This window comes from Variovorax palleresanus (assembly GCF_051144945.1).
Classification (GTDB): Bacteria; Pseudomonadota; Gammaproteobacteria; order Burkholderiales; family Burkholderiaceae_C; genus Variovorax; species Variovorax paradoxus_S.
Window position 1 is genome coordinate 2,379,687 of record NZ_JBJNVP010000002.1, and the last position, 20,951, is coordinate 2,400,637.

Consider the following 20,951-nt stretch of genomic DNA (forward strand, 5'->3'; position numbering starts at 1 on the left):
TCGTCCTCACCAGAGATAGAACAGCGCAAAGATGAACACCCACACCAGGTCCACGAAGTGCCAGTACAGGCCGGCAATTTCGACGATCTGGTAGTTGCCGCCGCCCTTGTCATAGTCGCCGCGCAACAGCTTGAAGGCCACGACAAACAGGAAAACCACGCCGGCCGACACGTGCAGCCCGTGAAAGCCCGTGATCATGAAGAAGGCCGAGCCGAATTGCGCCGCGCCCATCGGGTTGCCCCAGGGCCGCACGCCCTCTTCGAGGATCAGCTTGGACCACTCGAAGGCCTGCATGCCGACGAAGAGTTCGCCGAAGGTCGCGGTCACGAGCATGAGCGTGGCGGCGTTCAGGCGGTCGCCGCGGTAGGCGAAATTGACGGCCATGGCCATCGTGCCGCTGCTGGTGATGAGCACGAAGGTCATGATCGCGATCAGCAGCAACGGGATGTCGGCGCCCCCCACGTGGAGCGCGAATACCTCGCTCGGATTGGGCCACGACGCGGTGGTCGAGACGCGCACCGTCATGTAGCCAGTCAGGAAGCAGCTGAACACGAAGGTGTCGCTGAGCAGGAAGATCCACATCATCGCCTTGCCCCACGAGACGTGGAACGCCTGACGGTCGGAAGACCAGTCGGAAATCAGCCCGCGCCAGCCACTGGCGGCGATCTCGGGAGTCAACGGCGTTGCTGCGACGGTTGCGGTGTTGTTCATGAAAAACGCCTCCTCAGGATGTGCCGCAGATGAAGCGCGCCACCTCCGGCGTCACCCAGCCCAGCAGCCCGAACAGCACCAGCCACACCGCCAGCATGAAGTGCCAGTAGCGCGCGCACAGCGCGATGCGCCAAGCGGCCCGGGCAGGGTCGGGCCACGCGGCGCGTGCCGTCCATGCCCAGCCGGCCAGCCCACCCGCCAGGTGGAGCCCGTGCATGGCGGTCAACAGATAGAAGAAGCTGCCCGCCGGATTGCCGGCCGGCATCACCTGTGCGCCCAGCAGCGCCTGCCAGGCCCACAGCTGCACGCCCAGGAAGCCCACTGCGCAAAGGCCGCCGGCCAGCAGCAGGCGACGGGCCCGCATCGGGTCGAGGCCGCGCGATGCGTTACCGGCCCATTGCAGCGCCACGCTGCCCGCCACGAGCAGCGCCGAGCTGAGCCAGAGCTGCCACGGCAGTGCGATCGTGATCGCGTCGTCGCCGCTCATGCGCATCACGTAGGCCACGATGAAGAGGGAGAACAACGCGGTGGCCACGCCCATGAAGACCCACAGGCCGATGCTGGCCGCGCTCGCGTGGGCATCGCGAGGGCGGCCGCCGCGCTCCGCACCGTGGAGCGCGCCTGCCAGGGAGCGGCCCAGCGCTGTGCTCATGCCGGTGCTCCCCGGACCTCGCTCTGGCCCTCCGGCTCGGGCTCCCCTGCCGCGGGCTTCGGCGGTGTGTTCTGCGGAATGAAATCTTCCGTCGCACCCGGCTCGCCATAGGCATAGGCCCACCTGTAGACCACCGGCAGCTGCGGGCCCCAGTTGCCGTGACCCGGCGGCGTTGCGGGCGTCTGCCATTCGAGCGACGCGGCGCGCCATGGATTGGCGTCGGCCGGCTGGCCGCGCCAGGCACTCCAGGCAAGGTTGAAGATGAACAGCAACTGCCCCACGCCGACGATCAAGGCGACCACGGTGATGAATTCATTCATGGTGAATGCCGACGGCGGAATGAAGTCGTAGCCGTCGAAGTTGTAGTAGCGCCGCGGCATGCCCAGCACACCGAGGTAGTGCATCGGAAAGTAGATCGCGTAGGTGCCGAGGAAGGTGATCCAGAAATGCAGCCGGCCGAGCCGGTCGTCCAGCATGCGGCCGGTGACCTTGGGGAACCAGTGGTAGATGCCGCCGAACACCACCAAGAGCGGCGCCACGCCCATCACCATGTGGAAGTGCGCCACCACGAAGTAGGTGCCGGACAGCGGGATGTCCACGCTCACGTTGCCCAGGAACAGCCCGGTCAGCCCGCCGATGAGGAAAGTGCACAGGAAGGACAGCGCGAACAGCATCGGCACCGTCAGGTGGATGTCGCCGCGCCACAGCGTCAGGAGCCAGTTGTAGACCTTGATCGCGGTGGGCACCGCGATGATCAGCGTGGTGGTCGCGAAGAAGAAGCCGAAGTACGGGTTCATGCCGCTCACGAACATGTGGTGCGCCCAGACCACCACGCTGAGTCCGCCGATGGCGATGATGGCCCACACCATCATCCGGTAGCCGAAGATGCACTTGCGCGCGTGCACGCTGATCAGGTCGGAGACGATGCCGAAGGCCGGCAGCGCCACGATGTAGACCTCTGGATGGCCGAAGAACCAGAACAGGTGCTGGAACAGCAGTGGGCTGCCGCCCTTGTAGCCTGTCACCTGGCCCATCGACACCAGCGCCGGCATGAAGAAGCTGGTGCCCATCGTCCGGTCGAGCAGCAGCATCACGCCGCTGACGAACAGCGCCGGGAAGCCGAGCAGCGCGAGGATGGTGGCCACGAAGATGCCCCACACCGTGAGCGGCATGCGCAGCAGCGTCATGCCTTCGCAGCGCGCCTGCAGCACGGTGGTCACGTAATTGAGGCCGCCCATCGTGGTTGCCACGATGAAGATCACCAGCGACACCAGCATCAGGATGATGCCCCCGGTATGGCCCGGCGTGCCGGGCAGGATCGACTGCGGTGGATACAGCGTCCAGCCCGCACCCGTGGGGCCGCCCGCGACGAAGAAGCTCGCCATCAGGACCACCACCGACAGCAGGTAGACCCAGAAGCTCAGCATGTTGAGGTAGGGGAAGACCATGTCCCGCGCCCCCACCATCAGCGGGATCAGGTAGTTGCCGAAGCCGCCGAGGAACAGCGCCGTGAGCAGGTAGATCACCATGATCATCCCGTGCATGGTCACGAACTGGTAGTAGCGCTCCGCGTTGATGAACTCGAACTGGCCCGGAAAGCCAAGCTGCAGCCGCATCAGGTTGGACAGGACCACGCCCACCACGCCCACCGCGATGGCGGTACAGGCGTACTGGACGGCGATCACTTTGTGATCCTGGCTCCAGACGTAGCGGGTCAGAAAGCTCTGCGGCGCGGGATGCCCGGCGTCGTCGTCGTGGGTCACGGCGTGCCCCGTGGGTGAAGGAGTGTTCATCGCGGCGCCTTCTGTTCGGCGGCAGCCTGCGCCGGCGGGCTGCCCAGACTCTGGATATAGGCCACCAGCGCGGCCAGCTCTTCTTCGCTCAACTCGACCTTGGGCATGACGGGCGGAAAGCCCTTCACATGGCGCGCCTGCGGGTCGCGGATGAAGCTGCGCAGGAAGGCTTCGTCGACCAGTGCGGTGGAACCGTCCGCCATGTTTTCGGTCTTGCCGTACAGCCCCTTCCAGGTCGGTCCCACGCGCGGGCTGCCGTCGACCGTGTGGCAGGCCACGCAGCCCTTGCTGTCCGCCAGCGCGCGTCCCTGCTGAACGCGTGCGTCGCCGCCCGCCGCCACGGCACCGGCCGGGGCCTCGGGCGCCTTGATCTGCGACTTGGCAAAGGTCGGCAGCGCCGCCTGCCAGGCCCCGTAGGCCGCCGGGTCCTCCACCACCACGTGGCCGCGCATGTTCGGATGCCCCACGCCGCACAGTTGCGCGCAAAGCGCTTCATAGCGGCCCGCGACGGTCGGCGTGAACCAGAAGCGGCTGACCTGCCCCGGCACCGTGTTCATCCGGGCGCGGAAGTTCGGCACGAAGAAATCGTGCAGCACGTCGTGCGAGCGCATCAGCACCAGCACCGGCTTGCCGAGCGGCAGATGCACCTCGGTGCCGGCGATCAGCAGATCGTCCTGCCCGGCCCGGTCGGCGGGGTCGATCCCGAACGGATTGGTGGCGCTGAAGAAGCGCGCATCGGTCGCGCCCAGCTTGCCGTCCTCGCCCGGGAATCGGAAGCGCCATTGCCATTGCTGGGCCAGCACCTCCAGCACGAGCGCATCGCGGGGCTCCCTGACATAGTTCGCGTACACCAGGAGACCGGGCGCCAGCAGCGCCATGATGGCGACGGTGGTGCCGCCGATCAGCCAGCGCTCGAGCTTCCTGTTCTCGGGCTCATATGCCGCGCGGCGCCCCGCGCGATGGCGGAAGCGCACCAGCATGTAGGCGATGAACACGTTGATGACAATGAAGAAGATGCCCGTGATCGCCAGCGTGATGCCGAGGGTGTCGTCCATCAGCTTCCAGTTCGAAGCAAGGGGCGTCGTCCACCACGGATTGAAAACGTGAAACAGCACCGAGCCGGCCACGATGAGCAACAGGGCAACGGCCATGGTCATGTGCGCTTCCTCGGCTCGGCATGGGCTCGGGGCTCATTCGCGCTTCAGAGGAGAGCCGGGACTTGGGGCTCTTCACCCTCGAACCGGGCTTCGGGATGCGCGGACTGCAGCAGCGCCTCGATCTCCCGCACGCGCGCACGCGGCAGGTCCACCATCAGCAGGATCTGCCCCTGTGCGATGGCGCCCTCGAAACGTTGCAGCCTGGGGCTCGGGATGGAAATGCCGACCATGCTGGCCGACCAGGCGCCGACCACGCCGCCCAGGAGGGCCACGAACACGGCCACCTCCCATTCGGGGTCGTCGCCGATGATCGGAAACATCAGCGCGGCCACCAGGCCGACGACGATGCCGCAGGCACTGCCGAGCACCCACCCGGTCTTGGCTGCGTGGACGAGGTCGGAGGTTTGCCATACGTTGGCCGCGTGGAGCCCGGCCATGTCCAGGCCTTCCGGTCCGGCGAAATGGATGTGCGCCACGTCGACGCGCGCCCGGACCAGATCGTCCATCGCCCGCCTGGCGCTCGCCAGGTCGGGCATCAACCAGTAGATGCGTCTCTTCACTGCATCCCCCTTTCGTCTTGCGACGAGTCAAGGAACCATGAACGACTTATATGCCCAAGGAGGGCCGCCATCAAGTAGGTACCGCATTTCAGGCGGCAGCGGCACGGGGTAACCGCCATCCCACCTTTTTTTGACCGAACGGATAATTTAGCTCATCATCCGCTCCTTATTGCCCGTCACCACGAGGTACGCCACGATGAACCCGGTCCCCTTGCGCAGCCGCTTCTGGTCCGACCTGACCAGCGAAGAGTTCTCCCGCCTCGACCGCGAACGGCTCATCGCCGTGCTGCCGGTGGGCGCCACCGAGCAGCACGGTCCCCATCTGCCGATGTCGACCGACACGGCCACCATCGACGGCATGGTGCGCGCCACGCTCCCGCACCTGCCCCCCGACCTGCCGGTGCTCTTCCTGCCGACCGTGCCCTACGGCAAGAGCAACGAGCATTCGCGCTACCCGGGCACGCTCACCGTCTCGGCCACCACGCTGATCTCGCTGTGGAAGGACATCGGCGCCTGCGTGGCGAAGGCCGGCGTGCGCAAGCTGGTGCTCTACAACAGCCACGGCGGCCAGATGAGCGTGATGGACATCGTGGCACGCGACCTGCGCGAGGAACACGGCATGATGGTCGTCGCCGCCAACTGGTACACGCTGGGCCTGCCCGAAGGGCTCTTCACCGCGCACGAGGGCAGGCACGGCATCCACGCTGGCGACCTCGAAAGCTCGGTGATGCTGCACCTCACGCCGGACTTCGTGCGCAAGGACCAGTTCCAGAACTTCAGCTCGATGACCGAGCAACTGGCGGCCGAGAACAAGTTCCTCTCGATCACGCCGAGCGGCAAGCTCGGCTGGCAGATGCACGACATCAACCCCTCGGGCGCGGCCGGCGACGCCACGCGCGCCACGGCCGAAAAAGGTGCCGCGGTGCTCGACCACGTGGGCCGGCGCTTCGTCGAACTGCTGCACGAGGTCGACCGCTTTCCGCTCTCCCGCCTTTCCAACGAGCCCGCCTGGAAATGAGTTCCGAACTCACGCCACCGCTGGTCAGCCTGCGCCACGTCAGCAAGCGCTTTGCCAACGGCACGCTGGCGCTGCAGGGCATGACGCTCGACATCGGCGAGCACGACTTCATCAGCTTTCTCGGCCCTTCGGGCTGCGGCAAGAGCACCGCGCTGCGGCTGATCGCCGGGCTCACCCGGCTCAGCTCCGGCGAGATGCAGTGGTCCGGCGCCAACACCGGAAAGACCCGAAGCGACCGCGACCTGGGCTTCGTGTTCCAGGAGCCCACGCTCATGCCCTGGGCCAAGGTGTTCGACAACGTGTGGCTGCCGCTCAAGCTGGCGGGACAGAGCCGCGACGCGGCCGCGCCCGTGGTGCGGCAGGTGCTGGAGATGGTGGGCCTCTCGCGCTTCGCCGACGTGTATCCGCGCGAGCTGTCTGGCGGCATGAAGATGCGCGTGTCTATTGCGCGCGCACTGGTCACGCACCCACGCCTCCTGCTGATGGACGAGCCCTTTGCCGCGCTTGACGAGATGACGCGCATCAAGCTCAACAACGACCTGCTGGCCATCTGGCGCGAGCACCGCTTCTCGGTGGTGTTCGTCACGCACAGCGTGTACGAGTCGGTGTATCTGTCGAACCGCATCGTCGTGATGGCGGCGCGCCCGGGCCGCGTGATCGACGAGATCCGCATCGACGAACCCTATCCGCGCGGCGAGGACTTTCGCACCTCGAGCCGCTACAACGCGCACTGCACGGCGGTGTCGCGGTCCCTGCATGGAGCGCTGCATGACATCGATCACTGAGCCCGCCGTGCCGGCAGAGGTTCCGATGGATGCGGCCGACGTCGCGCCCTCGGAAGCGATGCTGCGCGCGCACGAAGACAAGCTGCGCCGGCGCGAGTCGATGCTGCGCATCGCGGTGCCGGCCGGCATCGTCATCGTGCTTCTGCTGGCGTGGGAATGGATGGTTCGCGCCAACAACATTCCGCACTACATATTGCCCGCGCCCTCCCTCATCCTGCGCACGCTGTTCGACAACTGGGGCTCGCTCTCCAGCGCGCTGTGGTTCACCGTCAAGCTCACGCTGCTCGCGCTCGGTGCGGCCATCGTGGGCGGCGTGCTGCTGGCAATTGCGTTCGCGCTCTTCAAGTGGGTGGAGATCGGCCTCTTCCCGATCGCGGTGATCCTGCAGGTGACGCCGATCATCGCGATTGCGCCGCTCATCTTGATCTACGTATCGAGCACCACGGCGGCGCTGCTGCTGTGCGCGTGGATCGTCGCCTTCTTCCCGATCCTGTCGAACACCGTCATCGGGCTGAAAAGCGCGGACAGCAATCTGCGCGACCTGTTCCAGCTCTACAAGGCCTCGCCGTGGCAGACCTTCCGCTACCTTCTCGCACCCAGCGCGCTGCCGTATTTCATGGCGGGCCTGAAGATCGCGGGCGGCCTGAGCCTGATCGGCGCGGTGGTGGCGGAGTTCACGGCCGGCACCGCGGGCAAGGAGACCGGGCTGGCCTCACGCATTCTCGAATCGAGTTTCCGCACCGAGATCCCGATGATGTTCGCGGCACTGCTGCTGGTGTCCCTGCTCGGCATCGTGATCTTCATCGTGTTCGCCGCGTTGTCGCGGTTGGTGCTCGGCCACTGGCACGAGAGCGAGATGCGCCGTGAACGCTAGGACCATCGTGCCTGCGGTCGATTGGGACGCCGTACGCGCGGACCTGCGCGGCCTCAACCTGATTACCGCGCCCAGCCAGCGCAAGCAGCTCTCCAAGGACTTCTACTGGTACAGCCCCATCCTCACGGCGCAGCTCGCGGGCTGCGTGGCCGACCTCGTCGTCAAGGTCAGCACTGAAGACGACGTGCGCCAGGTCGCCGCCACGGCCGCGAAGTGGAAGCTGCCGCTCACCGTGCGCGCGGGCGGCACCGGCAACTACGGCCAGTGCGTGCCGCTCGAAGGCGGCATCGTTCTCGACGTGACGCAGATGTGCCGCGTGCTCGACATCCAGCCGGGCCGCATCCGCGTCGAGGCCGGTGCGCGCATGCACGACATCGACCTCGCGGCCCGCGAGACCGGGCAGGCGCTGCGCATGTGGCCCTCGACCTGGCACGTGGCATCCATCGGCGGCTTCATCGCGGGCGGCTTCGGTGGCATCGGCTCGTTCCGCCACGGCATCCTGCGCGACCCGGGCAACCTGCTGCGCGCGCGCGTGATGACCGTGGAGCGCGAGCCGCGCATCATCGAGCTGCACGGCGACGAGATCCAGCAGGTGCACCACGCCTACGGCACCAACGGCGTGATCCTCGACGTGGAAGTGGCGCTGAGCCCTGCCGTCGAATGGGTGCACTGCACGGTGCTGTTCGAGACATACTGCGGCGCGCTAGCCTTCGCCGTCGCGGCGCAGGCGCCCACGCTCGACATCTTCCTGCTGTCCACGGTCGAGGCGCGCTTCTCGCCCTACTACACGGCGATGCACGACCGCTTTCCGATCGACCGGCACGCGGCGTTCACCATGGTCTCTCCCGATTCGATGGCCGACTTCCGCGCGCTCGCCGCCGCGCATGGCGGCACCCTCTCCGTCGCGGGCACCGAGCCCGAGCTGCTGGCAGAGGGACTGCCGCCCGCCTACGAATGCGCGTTCAACCACACCACGCTGCAGGCGCTGAAGGCCGACCGCGGCTGGACCTACCTGCAGGTGGCCTACGCCCAGCCCTTCGATCCTTCGGTGGTCGAGCGCCATCTGCGGATCTTCGGCGACGACGTGCTGCAGCACCAGGACTTTGCGCGCGCCGGTGGCGAGTGCGGCACCTTCGGCATCCTGCTGGTGCGCTGGAAGGGCGAAGCCCACCAGTACGACGTGATCCGCGAAATCGAGTCGCAGGGCGGCTGCAAGATCTTCAACCCGCACGTCGTCACCATCGAGGACGGCGGCATGAAGACCATCGACACGCAGCAGATCGAGTTCAAGAAACGCAGCGATCCGATGGGGTTGATGAACCCTGGAAAGACGCGCGGCTGGACATCCGACATGGCTGTCGAGCGTTGAAATGAAGCCTTGCTTTGTCATCCGTCGCGATGGTTCTGAACGCTGTTGTTCGTGGTGCGCTCCCGCCGACGGGGTACCTTGCTCCGCGAATGTCCCCCGGCCTGCGGCCTCCTCCTTTATTTCGCTGCGCAAGGCACCCCATCGACGGGAGCGTTGTTCAGAGCGGTCGTTGATCAGCCAGCACAACGACGGCGCTCGGCGTGCACAGGGCGCCGGGTGCTCCCCGCAGCGAAATAAAGGAGGAGGCGAAGCCGGGGGACATTCGCGGAGGGGAGTACCCGGTGGCCTGTGCACGCGCCCTGAACAACAGCGCCCTGAACAGAACACAAGCGCCCCAAAAAACACGCCCTCAAAAAGTCCGTTCCATCACATGATCGACGGCGACATGAAAATCCCCCGCAGCATTCAACCCAGGAGTCCACTGCCATGCGCGTTCCCGCTCTGACCATCCGTCCGCTTGCTCTCGGCCTTGCCCTCGCAGCTGCCGCCTTCGCCGCGCAGGCGCAGGAAAAAGTGGTATTTGCCACCAACTGGAAAGCGCAAGCCGGACACGGCGGCTTCTACCAGGCGCTGGTGGACGGCACCTACAAGAAGTACGGCCTGGACGTCGATATCCAGCAGGGCGGCCCGATGGTCAACAACCGGCCGATGCTGCCGGCCGGCAAGGTCGATTTTCTGATGACCGGCAACCTGCTGCAGTCCTTCGACAACGTGAAGAACGGCGTGCCCACGGTGGTGGTCGCGGCCTTCTTCCAGAAAGATCCGCAGGCCATGTTCGCGCATCCGGGCCAGGGCTACGACACCTTCAAGGACATGGCCAAGGCGCCCGTCGCCTTCATCGGCAAGGACGGCCAGTTCAGCTTCTGGCAGTGGATGAAGTCGGAGCACGGCTTCAAGGATTCGCAGCTCAAGCCCTACACCTTCAACGTGGGCCCGTTCCTGGCCGACAAGAAGTCCATTCAACAGGGCTACGCCATCTCGGAGCCGCTCTCGATCAAGGCGCAGGCCGGCTTCGACCCGGTGGTGCAACTGCTGGCCGACAACGGCTTCTCGACCTACTCGACCACCATCGAGACGCGCGCCGACCTGGTCAAGACCAAGCCCGAAACCGTGCGCAAGTTCGTCGAGGCCTCGATCATCGGCTGGAACAACTACCTCTACGGCGACAACAAGGCCGCCAACGAAATGATCGCCAAGATCAACCCCGACTCGCCGGTTGCCGCATCGCTGGGCTCCATCGAGCTGATGAAGAAGATGGGCATCGTCGACAGCGGCGACTCGCTCGCCAAGGGTATCGGCGCCATGGACGAAGCCCGCGTGAAGGACTTCTACGACAAGATGGTGAAGGCCGGCCTGTACAAGCCGGGCGAGATCGACCTCTCCAAGGTCGTCACCACGCAATTCGTCAACAAGGGCGTCGGTGTCGACGTCCGCAAGAAGCTCGCTGGAAAGTAAGCAGGCAGGCAAGAGTTTCACCGTTTTTCCCGTGGGTCGCGCGGGGCTTGCGCCGGGGTCAGATGCCGGTGCCTGGGTTGCCATAAGGCACCGCGCGACTTTTCTCTTCTTGGGCTCTGACCCCGTCTCGCCGACAGGCGATGCGGCCCTCTTTCATGAAAACGCTCGTCGTCCACTGCCATCCGAATCCTGACAGCTTCAACCACGCGCTCTATCGCACGGCCCTCGAAGCCCTCGAGCCCCGGCATCCCGTCCGGGCCATCGACCTGTATGCCGAAGGCTTCGACCCCACGCTGACCCGCGAAGAACGCATCGCCTATCTCGAGAACCCCGAACTGATCCGCGAACGCGTGAAGCCGCATGTCGACGCGCTGCTGTGGGCCGAGCACCTGGTGTTCGTCTATCCCACCTGGTTCCACGGACCGCCGTCCATGCTCAAGGGCTGGCTCGAACGCGTGTGGCTGCCGGGCGTGGCCTTCCTGCCGGCCGAGCGCAAGGGACAGCTCGCGAAGTCGGGCATGCGGCACATCCGGCGGCTGACGGTGGTGACCACGGGCGGCTCGCCGCGCTGGTTCGTGATGATGATCGGCGACCCGGGCCGGCGGCTCTTCACGCGCGCGCTGCGGGTCCTGTTTGCGTGGCGCTGCAAGGTGACGTGGCTGCAGCTGCACGACATGAACGCCGTGACCGAACGCGACCGCACCCATTTCATCGAGCGCGTTTCGCGCAAGCTGCACCGCATCTAGCCACGGAGACACAACACACCATGAGCCTCGAACGCACGCTGACCGTCCGCGTCGAACGCATCTCGCGCCAGACGCCCGAGATCCTCGCCTTCGAGCTGACGCATCCGTGGGGCCGCACGCTGCCGGGCTACGAAGCCGGCGCGCACATCGACGTGCACATGCCCGGCGGCTTCTCGCGCCAGTACTCGCTGGCGCGATGGCCTGCGGGTGCACCGTCGAACGCCGCGTCTTATGTGATCGGCGTAAAGCGCGAGGCCGCGAGCCGCGGCGGCTCGGCCTCGATGCACGAGCGCGTGCACGAAGGCGACCTGCTGGCTATCAGCGCGCCGCGCAACACCTTTCCGCTGCGCGAAGAAGCGAAACACCACCTGCTGCTGGCCGGCGGCATCGGCATGACGCCGCTGCTGGCGATGGCGCAGGCGCTCGCGGCGCGCGGCGCTGACTTCACGTTCTGCGTGTTCGCGCGCAGCGAAGAACACCTGGCCTTTGCCGGCGCGTTGCGCGACCCCGCGCTGGCGCCGCATCTGCGGCTGCACCTCGACCAGGGCGACGTCTCGCAACGCATCGACCTGCGCGCGCTGCTGGCCGAGCGCGCATCCGGCACCCACCTGTACGTCTGCGGCCCCGGCGGCTTCATGCAAACCGTGCGCGAGGCCGCCGCACACTGGCCCGATGACGCGCTGCACGCCGAATACTTCGCCGCACCGGCCGACGCCAACACCACGACGGGCCTGCCCTTCACGCTCAAGCTCGCGCAGCGCGGCATCCGCGTGCCGGTGGCGGCCGACCAGACCGCCGTCGATGCGCTGCATGAAGTCGGCATCGACATTCCGGTGTCGTGCCAGCAGGGGCTGTGCGGCACCTGCGTGGTCGAGGGCGACGGCGAAGGCGCGGAGCATCGCGACTTCTGCCTCACGGGCAGCGAGCGGCGCACGCGCGTGGCCCTGTGCTGCTCGCGCGCCAAAGGCCAGGAACTGGTGCTGCAGCTGTGAGCATCGACGAAGAAAGCGACGGCGAGGCGCCCCCCACGCGCGGGCGTTCGCGCAAGTACGCCCAGGTGCTCGGCCTCATCAACCAGGCCGCCATCGAAGTGTTCGCGAGCGAGGGGCTGGCCGGCGCTTCGACGCAGGCCATTGCCGACAAGGCCGGGCTCTCGAAGGCGCAGCTGCACTACTACATCGAGAGCAAGGAGGCGCTCTACCGGCAGATCCTGCAGGACATCCTCCACGACTGGATCGTGGTGTTCGGCTTTGCCGATGAAGCCTTCGGTCCGCGCAAGGTGCTGGGCGACCTGATCCGCCGCAAGATGGCGTTCTCGTTCGAGCACCCCTTGCGCTCCCGCATCTTCACCGCCGAGATGATGCGCGGCGCGCCGGTGCTCAACACCATGATGGACACGAGCAAGCAGCACACCGACCAGGCCGCTGCCGTGATCCAGAACTGGATGAACCAGGGCCTGATGGACAAGGCCGACCCGATGCTGGTGCTGTTCCACATCTGGGCGGTGACGCAGTTCTATGCCGACCACGCCACACAGGCCGCCTACTTTCGCAATGTGGCCCAAGAGGGCGACGACGAGGACCGGCGCTACCTGATCGAGCAGGTGACCGAATTTTTGCTCAAGGGCGCAGGGGTCAAATAGGCCGGTGCTGCGGCAGGTACATGGTGGCCTCCACTTCCACCAGTACCTCGTCGCCCGGCAGGAAGCGCGACACCTCGACCACCGTGCTGACCGGCGGCTCGCCCGGATAGAACAGCCCGCGCACGCGGTTGTAGAACGCATAGTGCGGCAGGTGGCGGAAATACTGCACCAGCTTCACCACGTCTTCCATGGTGCCGCCATGCTCGGCCGCGATCTGGCGGATGCGTTCGAGCACGAACCAGCTCTGCGCGACGATGGGCGCTTCGAAGATGTCGACCGACATCTGGCCCGTGGCATAGCCCACGCCCTGCAGGGCCGTGCGGGCTTCTTCGGGAATCGCGTCGTAGCCGGCGACCGCGCGGCGCGTGGCCGGATCGACCGCCACCACGCCGCTCATGAAGACGAAATCGCCCACGCGCTTGGCGGCGGCGTAGTTGGCCATTGGCTTGCCCATGCTCATTGTGTTTTCTCCAGGATTCGGCCGCCGCGGATCACGGTGCGCTGGCGCCCGCGCGGGCCGATGAGTTCATGCTCGCCGGTCGCCGCAAGCAGCACCAGGTCCGCGGGGCAGCCCGGCGCGATGCGTCCGTCCCACGCGAGCCCCAGCGCCTTTGCGGGACTAATGGTGATGGCGTCGAGCCAATCGTACGCGGGCGCGAGATGCGCCATCTGCACGCCGAGCCCGAAGGTCTCCAGAAGGTCGTAGCTGCCGTAGGGATAGAAGGCGTCCTGCACGTTGTCCGTTGCCAGGCTCACACGCAAGCCCCGTGCCGCCGCTTCGTGAATGCGCGTGATGCCGCGGGGCACGGGCGTGCGGTCCCAGGCGCCCTGAAGATAGAGATTGGTGGTCGGCAGCGCGACGATGTGGATGCCGGCCCCGGCACACAGCGCCAGCGTTTCGTTGGCCACCGCGTCGTCCTGCATGGCCAGCGAGCAGCAGTGGCCGCAGACCACGCCGTGCCGGAATTCGCGCGCACGCATCAGCTGCGCGATGCTGCGCAGGCCGCTCGCATCGGCATCGAGTCCTTCGTCGACATGAAAGTCGAGCCCGAGGCCGTGGTGCTGCGCCAGTTCGAACACGCGGCCCAGCTTGTGCATGAGGCCCTCGTTGCGATAGACGAAGGCACCCAACGTGCCGCCCGCCCGCTTGACCTCGCGCGCGATGCGCTCGCCGGCGGCGAGGTCGGCGAACAGGTCCAGCGGCGTGAGCGAGACGAACTGCAACTCGATGCGGCCGCGCCACTCATGCCGCAGGGCCTCGAACACGGCCAGCGCGGCCGGCGGGTCGCCCTGCACCCAGTCGATGTGCGTGCGCAGCGCCCGCGTGCCCGACTGCCAGGCCTCGTGCAGCGCACGCTCCATGCGCGGGCGCAGCGTTTCGCCGGTCCAGCCCGCACGGTGCTTTTCCATGCGTTCGATGGCCGCGAACAGGTTGCCCTGGGCGGCGCCGACTTCCTGCACGGTGTAGTTCTTGTCGATGTGCGCATGCGCCTCGACCAGTGCGCTCAGCAGGGTGCCGCGCGCCTGTGCCTGCGATGCGCTCGGCACGATGGCCTGCACGCGATCGCCGGCCAGCGTGACGTCGAAAACCTGCGCATCGTCCGCGGCAAAACCTTGCAGCCGCGGTGGAATGCGCACGGCCTCGAGCTTCATGCGCGCTGTTGCAATGCCCGCAGCCAGCCCAGGCCGGCCGAAGTGCCGCCGGGTTCCATGCCGCGCTTGGGGCGGTACTCGCAGCCGACCCAGCCCTGCCAGCCGCATTGCGCCGACACCTCGTCGATCAGGTCGAACAGGTACGGGTAGTTCTGCTCGCCGATGTCGGGCTCGTGGCGCTCGGGCACGCCGGCAATCTGGATGTGGCCGACGCGGCCGGTGGGCAGGTATTTGCGGATCTTCATTGCCACGTCGCCCTCGACGATCTGGCAGTGGTACAGGTCCATCTGCACCTTGAGATTGGGCGCGCCCACCATGTCGACGATTTCGTGCGCATGGTCTTGCCGGTTGAGAAAGAAGCGCGGGATATCGCGCGTGTTGATCGGCTCGATCAGCACGTCGCGGCCGGCCTTGGCGGCCTCGGCGGCGGCCCAGCGCAGGTTGTCCACGTACACGGGCTGCACGGCCTCGCGCTCCACGCCTTCCGGCACCAGGCCCGCCATGACGTGGATGCGCGGGCAGTCGAGCGCCACGGCGTAGTCGATGGCCTTGGCAATGCCTTCGCGGAATTCGGTCTCGCGGCCGGGCAGGCACGCCAGGCCGCGCTCGCCGCGGTCCCAGTCGCCCGGAGGGGCGTTGAAGAGCACCTGCTGCAGGCCGTTGTCCTTCAGGCGGGCCGCGAGCTGGCGGCGCTCGTAGGGATAGGGAAAAAGATACTCGACGGCCTTGAAGCCGTCTTTCGCGGCGGCTTCGAAGCGGTCGAGGAAATCGAGCTCCGGATAGAGCATCGAGAGGTTGGCGGCGAATTGAGGCATGGTGTGTTTTTACTCTTGCTACCAGCGCGCACCGAAAGTGCGGCGCAGTTCATCGATCTGTTCGTTGCTCAACGGCTCGGGTTTGGCGGGGCCGGCGAGCAGATGGAGCTTGGCGGTTTCTTCGAGTTCCTCGAGCACGGCCATGGCGGCGGCCGGGCTCTCGTGCCAGACGTTGGGGCCGAGGCGTTCGAGCATCACGGCGCGGATCGGCGTGCCGGCGGCACCGTGGCGCTCGATGGCCTGTGCCACCAGCTCGGCCGCTTCGGGTGCGCCCGGGCGGTGGTACGGAATGATCGGCACATGGCCGACCTTCATCACGAAATACGGCGTGAGCGCGGGCAGCAGTTCGTCGTCGCCCGGTGCGTTCAGCGTGAGTGCGACGCAATGCGTGCTGTGCGTGTGGATCACGCAGGCCGTGCCGGCATCGAACCTGCGCGCAGCGGCGTAGATGCGCGTGTGCAGGGCGATGGTCTTGCTCGCCCGGTCGCCGCCGGTCTGGTTGCCTTGCGTGTCGAGCTTGGCCAGGCGCGCCGGGTCGAGAAAGCCGAGGCAGGCGTCGGTCGGCGTGATGAGAAAACCGTCATCGACCCGAACGCTGATGTTGCCCGCCGTCGCATGCACGTAGCCGCGTTCGAACAGGCTGCGGCCGACGCGGCAGATTTCTTCGCGGGCTTGGGTTTCTGTCATGTCAGTTTTCCACGCGCGCTGTGTTTGTTGTGCTGTTCAGGGCGCGTGCACAGGCCACCGGGTACTCCCCTCCGCGAATGTCCCCCGCCTTCGGCTCCTCCTTTATTTCGCTGCGGGGAGCACCCGGCGCCCTGTGCACACTGGACGCTGCGCTTGTTCCGCTGGATCAATCGCCGCACTGCCCAACGCTCCCGCTGGCGGGGTGCCTTGCGCAGCGAAATAAAGGAGGAGCCCGAAGGGCGCGGGACATTCGCGGAGCAAGGTACCCCGTCGGCGGGAGCGCGCCACGAACGTGCTCGAACGCTGAGGTTGAACGTCATGCCAGCACTGTAAATGCCTTGGTGAAGAAATCATCCCCCCCAAAGTTGCCGGACTTGAGCGCGATGTGCACGGGCGTGCCTTCTGCCACGTCGGTACGCGCATGGCACCACGGCACGCCGGGGTCGATCTGCGGACCGATCTGCATCTGCGCAATGCCCAGCGCCTGCACGCAGGCGCCTGAGGTTTCGCCGCCCGCCACCACGAGCTGGCGCACGCCGCGCTCGACCAGGCCGCGCGCAATAGCGGCGATGGTGCGCTCGACCATGGCGCCGGCTTCCTCGACGCCGAGCCGGCCTTGCACCGACTTGACGGCACCGGCCTCTGCCGTGGAATAGACCAGCACCGGTTGCTTCTCGACAAGCGGCGCGGCCCAGGCCAGCGCCTCGGCCGCGACATCCACGCCCGCGGCAATGCGCAACGGATCGACGGCCAGCGCCGCGCCGCCGCGCTGGATAAAGTCCAGCACCTGCCGGTTGGTCGCGAGCGAGCAGCTGCCCGAGACCACGGCGCACAACCCACCCGCGGCCGGCAACGCGCTGGCCTGCGACGACGGCGCAAGGCCGAAGTTGGCCGGCAGCCCGATGGCCACGCCCGAGCCGGCCGTGACCAGCGGCATCTTCGCAATCGCCGGGCCGAGCCGCAGCAGATCGTCGTTCGACACCGCATCGACGATGGCGACCGACACACCCTCGCCCTTCAGCTGTTCGATCCGCTCCGAAATGGCCGCCGCGCCGCGTGCCACCACCGCATGGTCGATGAGCCCGACCTTGCGCCGGCACTGCGCCTGCAGCACGCGCACGAGGTTCGGGTCGGTCATCGGCGTGAGCGGATGGTTCTGCATGCCGCTCTCGCTCAGCAGCACGTCGCCCGCGAACAGGTAGCCCTTGAACACGGTGCGCTTGTTGTCAGGGAAGGCTGGCGTGGCAATGGTGAAGTCGCAGTGGAGCGCTTCCATCAGCGCCTCGGTCACCGGACCGATGTTGCCCTGCGGCGTGCTGTCGAAGGTGGAGCAGTACTTGAAGTAGATCTGTTGCGCGCCTTGGGCCTGCAGCCAGCGCAGCGCGTCGAGCGATTGCGCAATGGCCTCGGCCGGTGTGATGGTGCGCGACTTGAGCGCGACGACGACGGCATCCACGTCGGCGTCGAGCGGACCCTCGGGCACGCCAATGGCCTGCACCACGCGCATGCCGGCGCGCACGAGGTTGTTGGCAAGGTCGGTGGCGCCGGTGAAATCGTCGGCAATGCAGCCCAGCAATAGTTTTGCCATGGCTCAGTCCTTCGCGACAGGCAGTTTCACGGCCTGCGGGTTCTCGCGCACATAGTCGCGCAGGATGGCGTCGAAGCTCGCATCGGCCTGGAGGCCCAGCGACTCGGCGCGGGCCGCATGAATGCGGCTAGGCCAGCTGGTCACGATCTTCGCGATGCCGGCATCGGGCTCCCAGTCGATCAGCCCGGTGGCGTCGCGGCCCGCGATGCGTTCGAGCGCCTCTGCCATTTCGCGCACGGTGGTGGTCAGGGCGGGCAGGTTGACGGCCGTGCGCGCGCCCCATTCGGCGGCACTGGCGGTGGCCGCGCGGACGATGCCGGCGACGGTGTTGCCGGGCGACGCGAGGGCGACCGCCGTATCGGGCGACACGGGGCAGCGCGCACGTTCGCCGGCCAGCGGCTCGCGCAGCATGCCGCTCAAAAAGCTGGAGGCTGCACCGTTGGGCCGGCCCGGCCGTACCGAGACCGTCATGAGCCGCACGTTGCGGCCCTGCACGAAGCCCTTGCGCGTGAAGTCGGCCACGAGCTGCTCGCCGATGAACTTCTGGATGCCGTAGCTGTTCTGCGGCGTCGGCAGCGTGGTGTCTTCGATCACCGCCGGCAGCCGCTGCTCCGGCGAATCGCCGAAGACAGCGACCGAGCTGGAGAACACGAACACCGGCGCATGGCCCGCGCGGCGGCAGGCGTCGAGCAGCGCGCGCGTGGTGTCGAGATTGCTGCGCATGCCGAGATCGAAGTCGGCCTCGCATTCGCCGCTCACGGCCGCGGCAAGGTGGAATACGGCTTGGGTATCGGCCAGCGGCAGTGCGCCGCTGGTGGCCTGCTCGTACAGGTCACCCTGCACGAACTGCACGCGGGCATCGGCGGCAAGGTCGGCGGGCGGCGGCACACGGTCGGCCAGCGTAATGCGCGAGAGGGGTTCGGCAACGCCGCCGGCCAGTGCCAGCGGCCCACCCGCCAGCAGCGTGCGGGCCAGCCGCGCTCCGACGAAACCGCAGCCGCCGGTGATCAGAATGTTCATGGTGCTCGTCTTCCTTCTTCTTCAGGCTTTCTTGTCGGCGGCCGGCAGCTCGATGCCGGGAAAAATCTTGATGACCGCGCTGTCGTCCTCGCGCGCAAAGCCGGCCGTGGACGCCTGCATGAACATCTGGTGCGCGGTGGACGAGAGCGGCAGCGGAAACTTGCTGGCGCGCGCCACGTCGAGCACCAGGCCCAGGTCCTTCACGAAGATGTCGACGGCCGAGAGCGGCGTGTAGTCGCCCGCCAGCACGTGCGCCATGCGGTTCTCGAACATCCAGCTGTTGCCCGCGCTGTGGGTGATGACTTCGTACAGCGCGGCCGGGTCGACGCCTTCGCGCAGGCCCAGCGCCATGGCCTCGGCCGCGGCGGCGATGTGCACGCCGGCCAGCAGCTGGTTGATAACCTTGACCTTGCTGCCCGCCCCCGCGCGGTCCCCGAGACGATAAACCTTGGCCGCCATGGCGTCGAGCACGGCGCCGGCCTTTTCGTAGGCGGCAGGCGTGCCGGCGGTCATCATCGTCATCTGGCCGCTCGCGGCCTTGGCGGCACCGCCGGAAATCGGGGCGTCGAGGTACAGGATGCCCTGTTCGGCCAGCCGCGCTTCCAGCGCGATCGACCAGTTCGGATCCACGGTGGAGCACATCGCGAACAGGCTGCCGGGCTTCATCGACGCCGCGCAGCCTGGCGTGGTGCCGTCGCCGAACAGCACCGACTCGGTCTGCGCCGCGTTGACGACCACGGAAACCACGATGTCGCATTGCGCGCCGAGCGCGGCCAGCGTGTCGCAGGCCACGCCGCCGTCGCGCGCGAAGGCCTGGGCCGCTTCGGGGCGAACGTCGAAGACGCGGGGCACGTGGCCCGCGCGGCGCAGCGATCGCGCCATGCCGCTGCCCATGGCGCCAAGGCCGACGACGCCGACGACGGGGGTGTTGATCTGGGTGTTCATGGTGTGGGTTCTCCGGTCAACGGTTGACGAGTTGCTTGGGCGTGAGCCACACGCCGATGGCTCCGAGCACCAGCGCGGCGGCCAGCACGTACATGCCGATCTGCGTGCTGCCCGTGAGGTCCTTCAGGTAGCCGATGAGGTAGGGGCTGGCAAACCCCGCAAGGTTACCCACCGAGTTGATGGCCGCAATACCGGCCGCCGCCGCCGTGCCCGAAAGAAAGGCGGTGGGCAGCGACCAGAAGAGCGGCGCGCAGGTGAGCACACCGGCGGCGGCGAGCGAGAGAAACGCGAGCGACACGACGGTGTTCTGCGTGTACGAGGCGGCGACGGTGAACCCGATGGCACCCATGAGCGCCGGCACGATCAGGTGCCAGCGGCGCTCCTGCCGGCGGTCGGCGCTGCGGCCGAAAAGATTCATCGCGACGATCGCGCAGATGAACGGAATGGCGCTCAGGAGGCCGATGTGCAGGTTGCCCTTCACGCCCGTGGCCTTGACCAGCGTGGGCAGCCAGAAAGTCAGCGCATATTGGCCCATCACGAAGGCGAAGTAGATCAGCGCCATCCACCACACGCGCGCATCGCGGAACACTGCGGCCACCGAGTGCGGGCCTTTTGCGCCGTGCGCCTGGTCGCGCTCGACCTCGCGCTGCAGCAGGCGCTTTTCGTCAGGGTCGAGCCAGCGCGCATGCTGGATGCCGTTGTCCAGGTAGAGCAGCACCATCACGCCCACGATCACGGCCGGAATGGCTTCGATGATGAACATCCACTGCCAGCCCTGCATCGACGACACGCCGTGGAAGGCATCCATGATCCAGCCCGAAAGCGGATTGCCGAAGATACCCGCGACCGGAATGGCCGACATGAAGACCGCGATGATCCGTGCGCGCCGGTGGGCCGGATACCAATGGGTCAGGTACAGGATCACGCCCGGGTAGAAGCCTGCCTCCGCCACGCCGAGCAGAAATCGCAGGATGTAGAAGCTGGTCGACGTTTCCACGAAAACGAAGCAGGCCGACAGCACGCCCCAGGTGATCATGATTCGCGCGATCCAGATGCGCGCGCCGACTCGGTTGAGCAGCAGGTTGCTCGGCACCTCGAACAAAAAGTAGCCGAGAAAGAAGATGCCCGCGCCCAGGCCGAACACGGTTTCGCTGAAGCCCAGGTCCTGCCCCATCTGGAGCTTGGCAAAGCCCACGTTCACGCGATCGAGGTACGCGACCACGTAGCAGAGCATCAGAAAAGGAACGAGGCGCCAGAACACTTTGGCGTAGGCGCGCTTCTCGAGCGCGACGTCGGCCTGCATGCCGCCTGCAGTGGCGACCAGAGGCGCCTGGAGTGTTGAAGTCATTGGGAGGTCCATTGGAATGAGGAACTGAGCCGTGCGGATTGCCCATGCGATGAGCCCGTCTCTTATTTGTCAGGTCATCATACAAATCTGATGCGGCTTGCCCGATCCGGGTAAACCCGCAAGCTACACCTCG

The 20,951-nt window shown here is 66.9% G+C and carries 20 protein-coding genes and 1 pseudogene; 8 read left to right on the forward strand and 13 right to left on the reverse strand.

All coding sequences use genetic code 11. The annotated features are described in order from the left end of the window. Nucleotides 1-6 precede the first annotated feature (6 nt). From ACJ7Z0_RS15155 to ACJ7Z0_RS15175, 5 genes are read right to left on the reverse strand one after another with little or no spacing between them, the layout of a single operon-like run. Complete coding sequence (locus ACJ7Z0_RS15155) at nucleotides 7-711, reverse strand: heme-copper oxidase subunit III family protein (RefSeq protein WP_434790474.1); 705 nt, start codon at nucleotides 709-711, stop codon at nucleotides 7-9. A gap of 13 nt (nucleotides 712-724) precedes the next feature. Beyond that, nucleotides 725-1,363, reverse strand: coding sequence for a cytochrome c oxidase subunit 3 family protein (locus tag ACJ7Z0_RS15160; RefSeq protein WP_434790475.1), 639 nt, complete (start codon nucleotides 1,361-1,363; stop codon nucleotides 725-727). After that, complete coding sequence (gene ctaD / locus ACJ7Z0_RS15165) at nucleotides 1,360-3,126, reverse strand: cytochrome c oxidase subunit I (RefSeq protein ID WP_434792670.1); 1,767 nt, start codon at nucleotides 3,124-3,126, stop codon at nucleotides 1,360-1,362. The genes ACJ7Z0_RS15160 and ctaD overlap by 4 nt, the downstream gene beginning before the upstream one ends. A 26-nt stretch (nucleotides 3,127-3,152) precedes the next feature. Beyond that, entirely contained in the window at nucleotides 3,153-4,313 is a 1,161-nt protein-coding gene (locus tag ACJ7Z0_RS15170; protein ID WP_434790476.1) for a cytochrome c oxidase subunit II, read from the reverse strand. A gap of 44 nt (nucleotides 4,314-4,357) precedes the next feature. After that, nucleotides 4,358-4,873, reverse strand: coding sequence for a DUF1269 domain-containing protein (locus ACJ7Z0_RS15175; RefSeq protein WP_431126523.1), 516 nt, complete (start codon nucleotides 4,871-4,873; stop codon nucleotides 4,358-4,360). A gap of 196 nt (nucleotides 4,874-5,069) precedes the next feature. On the opposite strand from ACJ7Z0_RS15175, the gene ACJ7Z0_RS15180 reads away from it, so the two are divergent. The 8 genes from ACJ7Z0_RS15180 (at nucleotide 5,070) to ACJ7Z0_RS15215 (ending at nucleotide 12,762) form a co-directional block, all read left to right on the forward strand. Then, nucleotides 5,070-5,891 (forward strand): creatininase family protein, encoded by an 822-nt coding sequence (locus ACJ7Z0_RS15180; protein ID WP_434790477.1) that lies wholly within the window; start codon nucleotides 5,070-5,072, stop codon nucleotides 5,889-5,891. Beyond that, on the forward strand, nucleotides 5,888-6,676 hold the full coding sequence (locus ACJ7Z0_RS15185) for an ABC transporter ATP-binding protein (protein ID WP_431126519.1): 789 nt from the start codon (nucleotides 5,888-5,890) through the stop codon (nucleotides 6,674-6,676). The genes ACJ7Z0_RS15180 and ACJ7Z0_RS15185 overlap by 4 nt, the downstream gene beginning before the upstream one ends. Beyond that, nucleotides 6,660-7,550 (forward strand): ABC transporter permease, encoded by an 891-nt coding sequence (locus ACJ7Z0_RS15190; RefSeq protein ID WP_434790478.1) that lies wholly within the window; start codon nucleotides 6,660-6,662, stop codon nucleotides 7,548-7,550. The genes ACJ7Z0_RS15185 and ACJ7Z0_RS15190 overlap by 17 nt, the downstream gene beginning before the upstream one ends. Then, entirely contained in the window at nucleotides 7,540-8,919 is a 1,380-nt protein-coding gene (locus tag ACJ7Z0_RS15195; RefSeq protein WP_434790479.1) for an FAD-binding oxidoreductase, read from the forward strand. Before ACJ7Z0_RS15190 ends, ACJ7Z0_RS15195 begins: the two co-directional genes overlap by 11 nt. A 426-nt stretch (nucleotides 8,920-9,345) precedes the next feature. Further along, the gene (locus ACJ7Z0_RS15200) at nucleotides 9,346-10,374 is read left to right on the forward strand and encodes an ABC transporter substrate-binding protein (protein WP_434790480.1); all 1,029 of its coding nucleotides are present in this window, start codon (nucleotides 9,346-9,348) and stop codon (nucleotides 10,372-10,374) included. Between the two features lie 155 nt (nucleotides 10,375-10,529). Continuing rightward, nucleotides 10,530-11,120: an NAD(P)H-dependent oxidoreductase gene (locus tag ACJ7Z0_RS15205; RefSeq protein WP_434790481.1), complete on the forward strand. Its 591-nt coding sequence runs from the start codon at nucleotides 10,530-10,532 to the stop codon at nucleotides 11,118-11,120. 20 nt (nucleotides 11,121-11,140) lie between these two features. Further along, a complete protein-coding gene (locus ACJ7Z0_RS15210; protein WP_434790482.1) occupies nucleotides 11,141-12,112 on the forward strand; it encodes a PDR/VanB family oxidoreductase in 972 nt (323 codons plus the stop codon). Further along, complete coding sequence (locus ACJ7Z0_RS15215; RefSeq protein ID WP_434790483.1) at nucleotides 12,109-12,762, forward strand: TetR family transcriptional regulator C-terminal domain-containing protein; 654 nt, start codon at nucleotides 12,109-12,111, stop codon at nucleotides 12,760-12,762. The genes ACJ7Z0_RS15210 and ACJ7Z0_RS15215 overlap by 4 nt, the downstream gene beginning before the upstream one ends. Here ACJ7Z0_RS15215 and ACJ7Z0_RS15220 read toward each other — a convergent pair. The 8 genes and pseudogenes from ACJ7Z0_RS15220 to ACJ7Z0_RS15255 form a co-directional block, all read right to left on the reverse strand. Next, on the reverse strand, nucleotides 12,755-13,222 hold the full coding sequence (locus ACJ7Z0_RS15220) for a RidA family protein (protein ID WP_055807648.1): 468 nt from the start codon (nucleotides 13,220-13,222) through the stop codon (nucleotides 12,755-12,757). The genes ACJ7Z0_RS15215 and ACJ7Z0_RS15220 overlap by 8 nt on opposite strands. Continuing rightward, the gene (locus ACJ7Z0_RS15225; protein WP_434790484.1) at nucleotides 13,219-14,415 is read right to left on the reverse strand and encodes an amidohydrolase family protein; all 1,197 of its coding nucleotides are present in this window, start codon (nucleotides 14,413-14,415) and stop codon (nucleotides 13,219-13,221) included. The genes ACJ7Z0_RS15220 and ACJ7Z0_RS15225 overlap by 4 nt, the downstream gene beginning before the upstream one ends. Next, a complete protein-coding gene (gene otnI, locus ACJ7Z0_RS15230; protein ID WP_434790485.1) occupies nucleotides 14,412-15,230 on the reverse strand; it encodes a 2-oxo-tetronate isomerase in 819 nt (272 codons plus the stop codon). The genes ACJ7Z0_RS15225 and otnI overlap by 4 nt, the downstream gene beginning before the upstream one ends. An 18-nt stretch (nucleotides 15,231-15,248) precedes the next feature. Beyond that, nucleotides 15,249-15,917 carry a class II aldolase/adducin family protein gene (locus ACJ7Z0_RS15235; RefSeq protein WP_434790486.1) on the reverse strand — a complete coding sequence of 223 codons (669 nt, stop codon included), beginning with the start codon at nucleotides 15,915-15,917 and terminating at the stop codon, nucleotides 15,249-15,251. 316 nt (nucleotides 15,918-16,233) lie between these two features. Next, on the reverse strand, nucleotides 16,234-17,505 hold the full coding sequence (gene otnK, locus ACJ7Z0_RS15240) for a 3-oxo-tetronate kinase (protein WP_434790487.1): 1,272 nt from the start codon (nucleotides 17,503-17,505) through the stop codon (nucleotides 16,234-16,236). Between the two features lie 3 nt (nucleotides 17,506-17,508). Beyond that, entirely contained in the window at nucleotides 17,509-18,525 is a 1,017-nt protein-coding gene (gene denD, locus ACJ7Z0_RS15245) for a D-erythronate dehydrogenase (protein ID WP_434790488.1), read from the reverse strand. A 21-nt stretch (nucleotides 18,526-18,546) separates the two neighbouring features. Continuing rightward, nucleotides 18,547-19,476: pseudogene (ltnD, locus tag ACJ7Z0_RS15250) on the reverse strand (L-threonate dehydrogenase); the annotation flags it as partial. 10 nt (nucleotides 19,477-19,486) lie between these two features. Further along, entirely contained in the window at nucleotides 19,487-20,818 is a 1,332-nt protein-coding gene (locus tag ACJ7Z0_RS15255) for an MFS transporter (RefSeq protein ID WP_434790489.1), read from the reverse strand. Nucleotides 20,819-20,951: the final 133 nt, after the last annotated feature.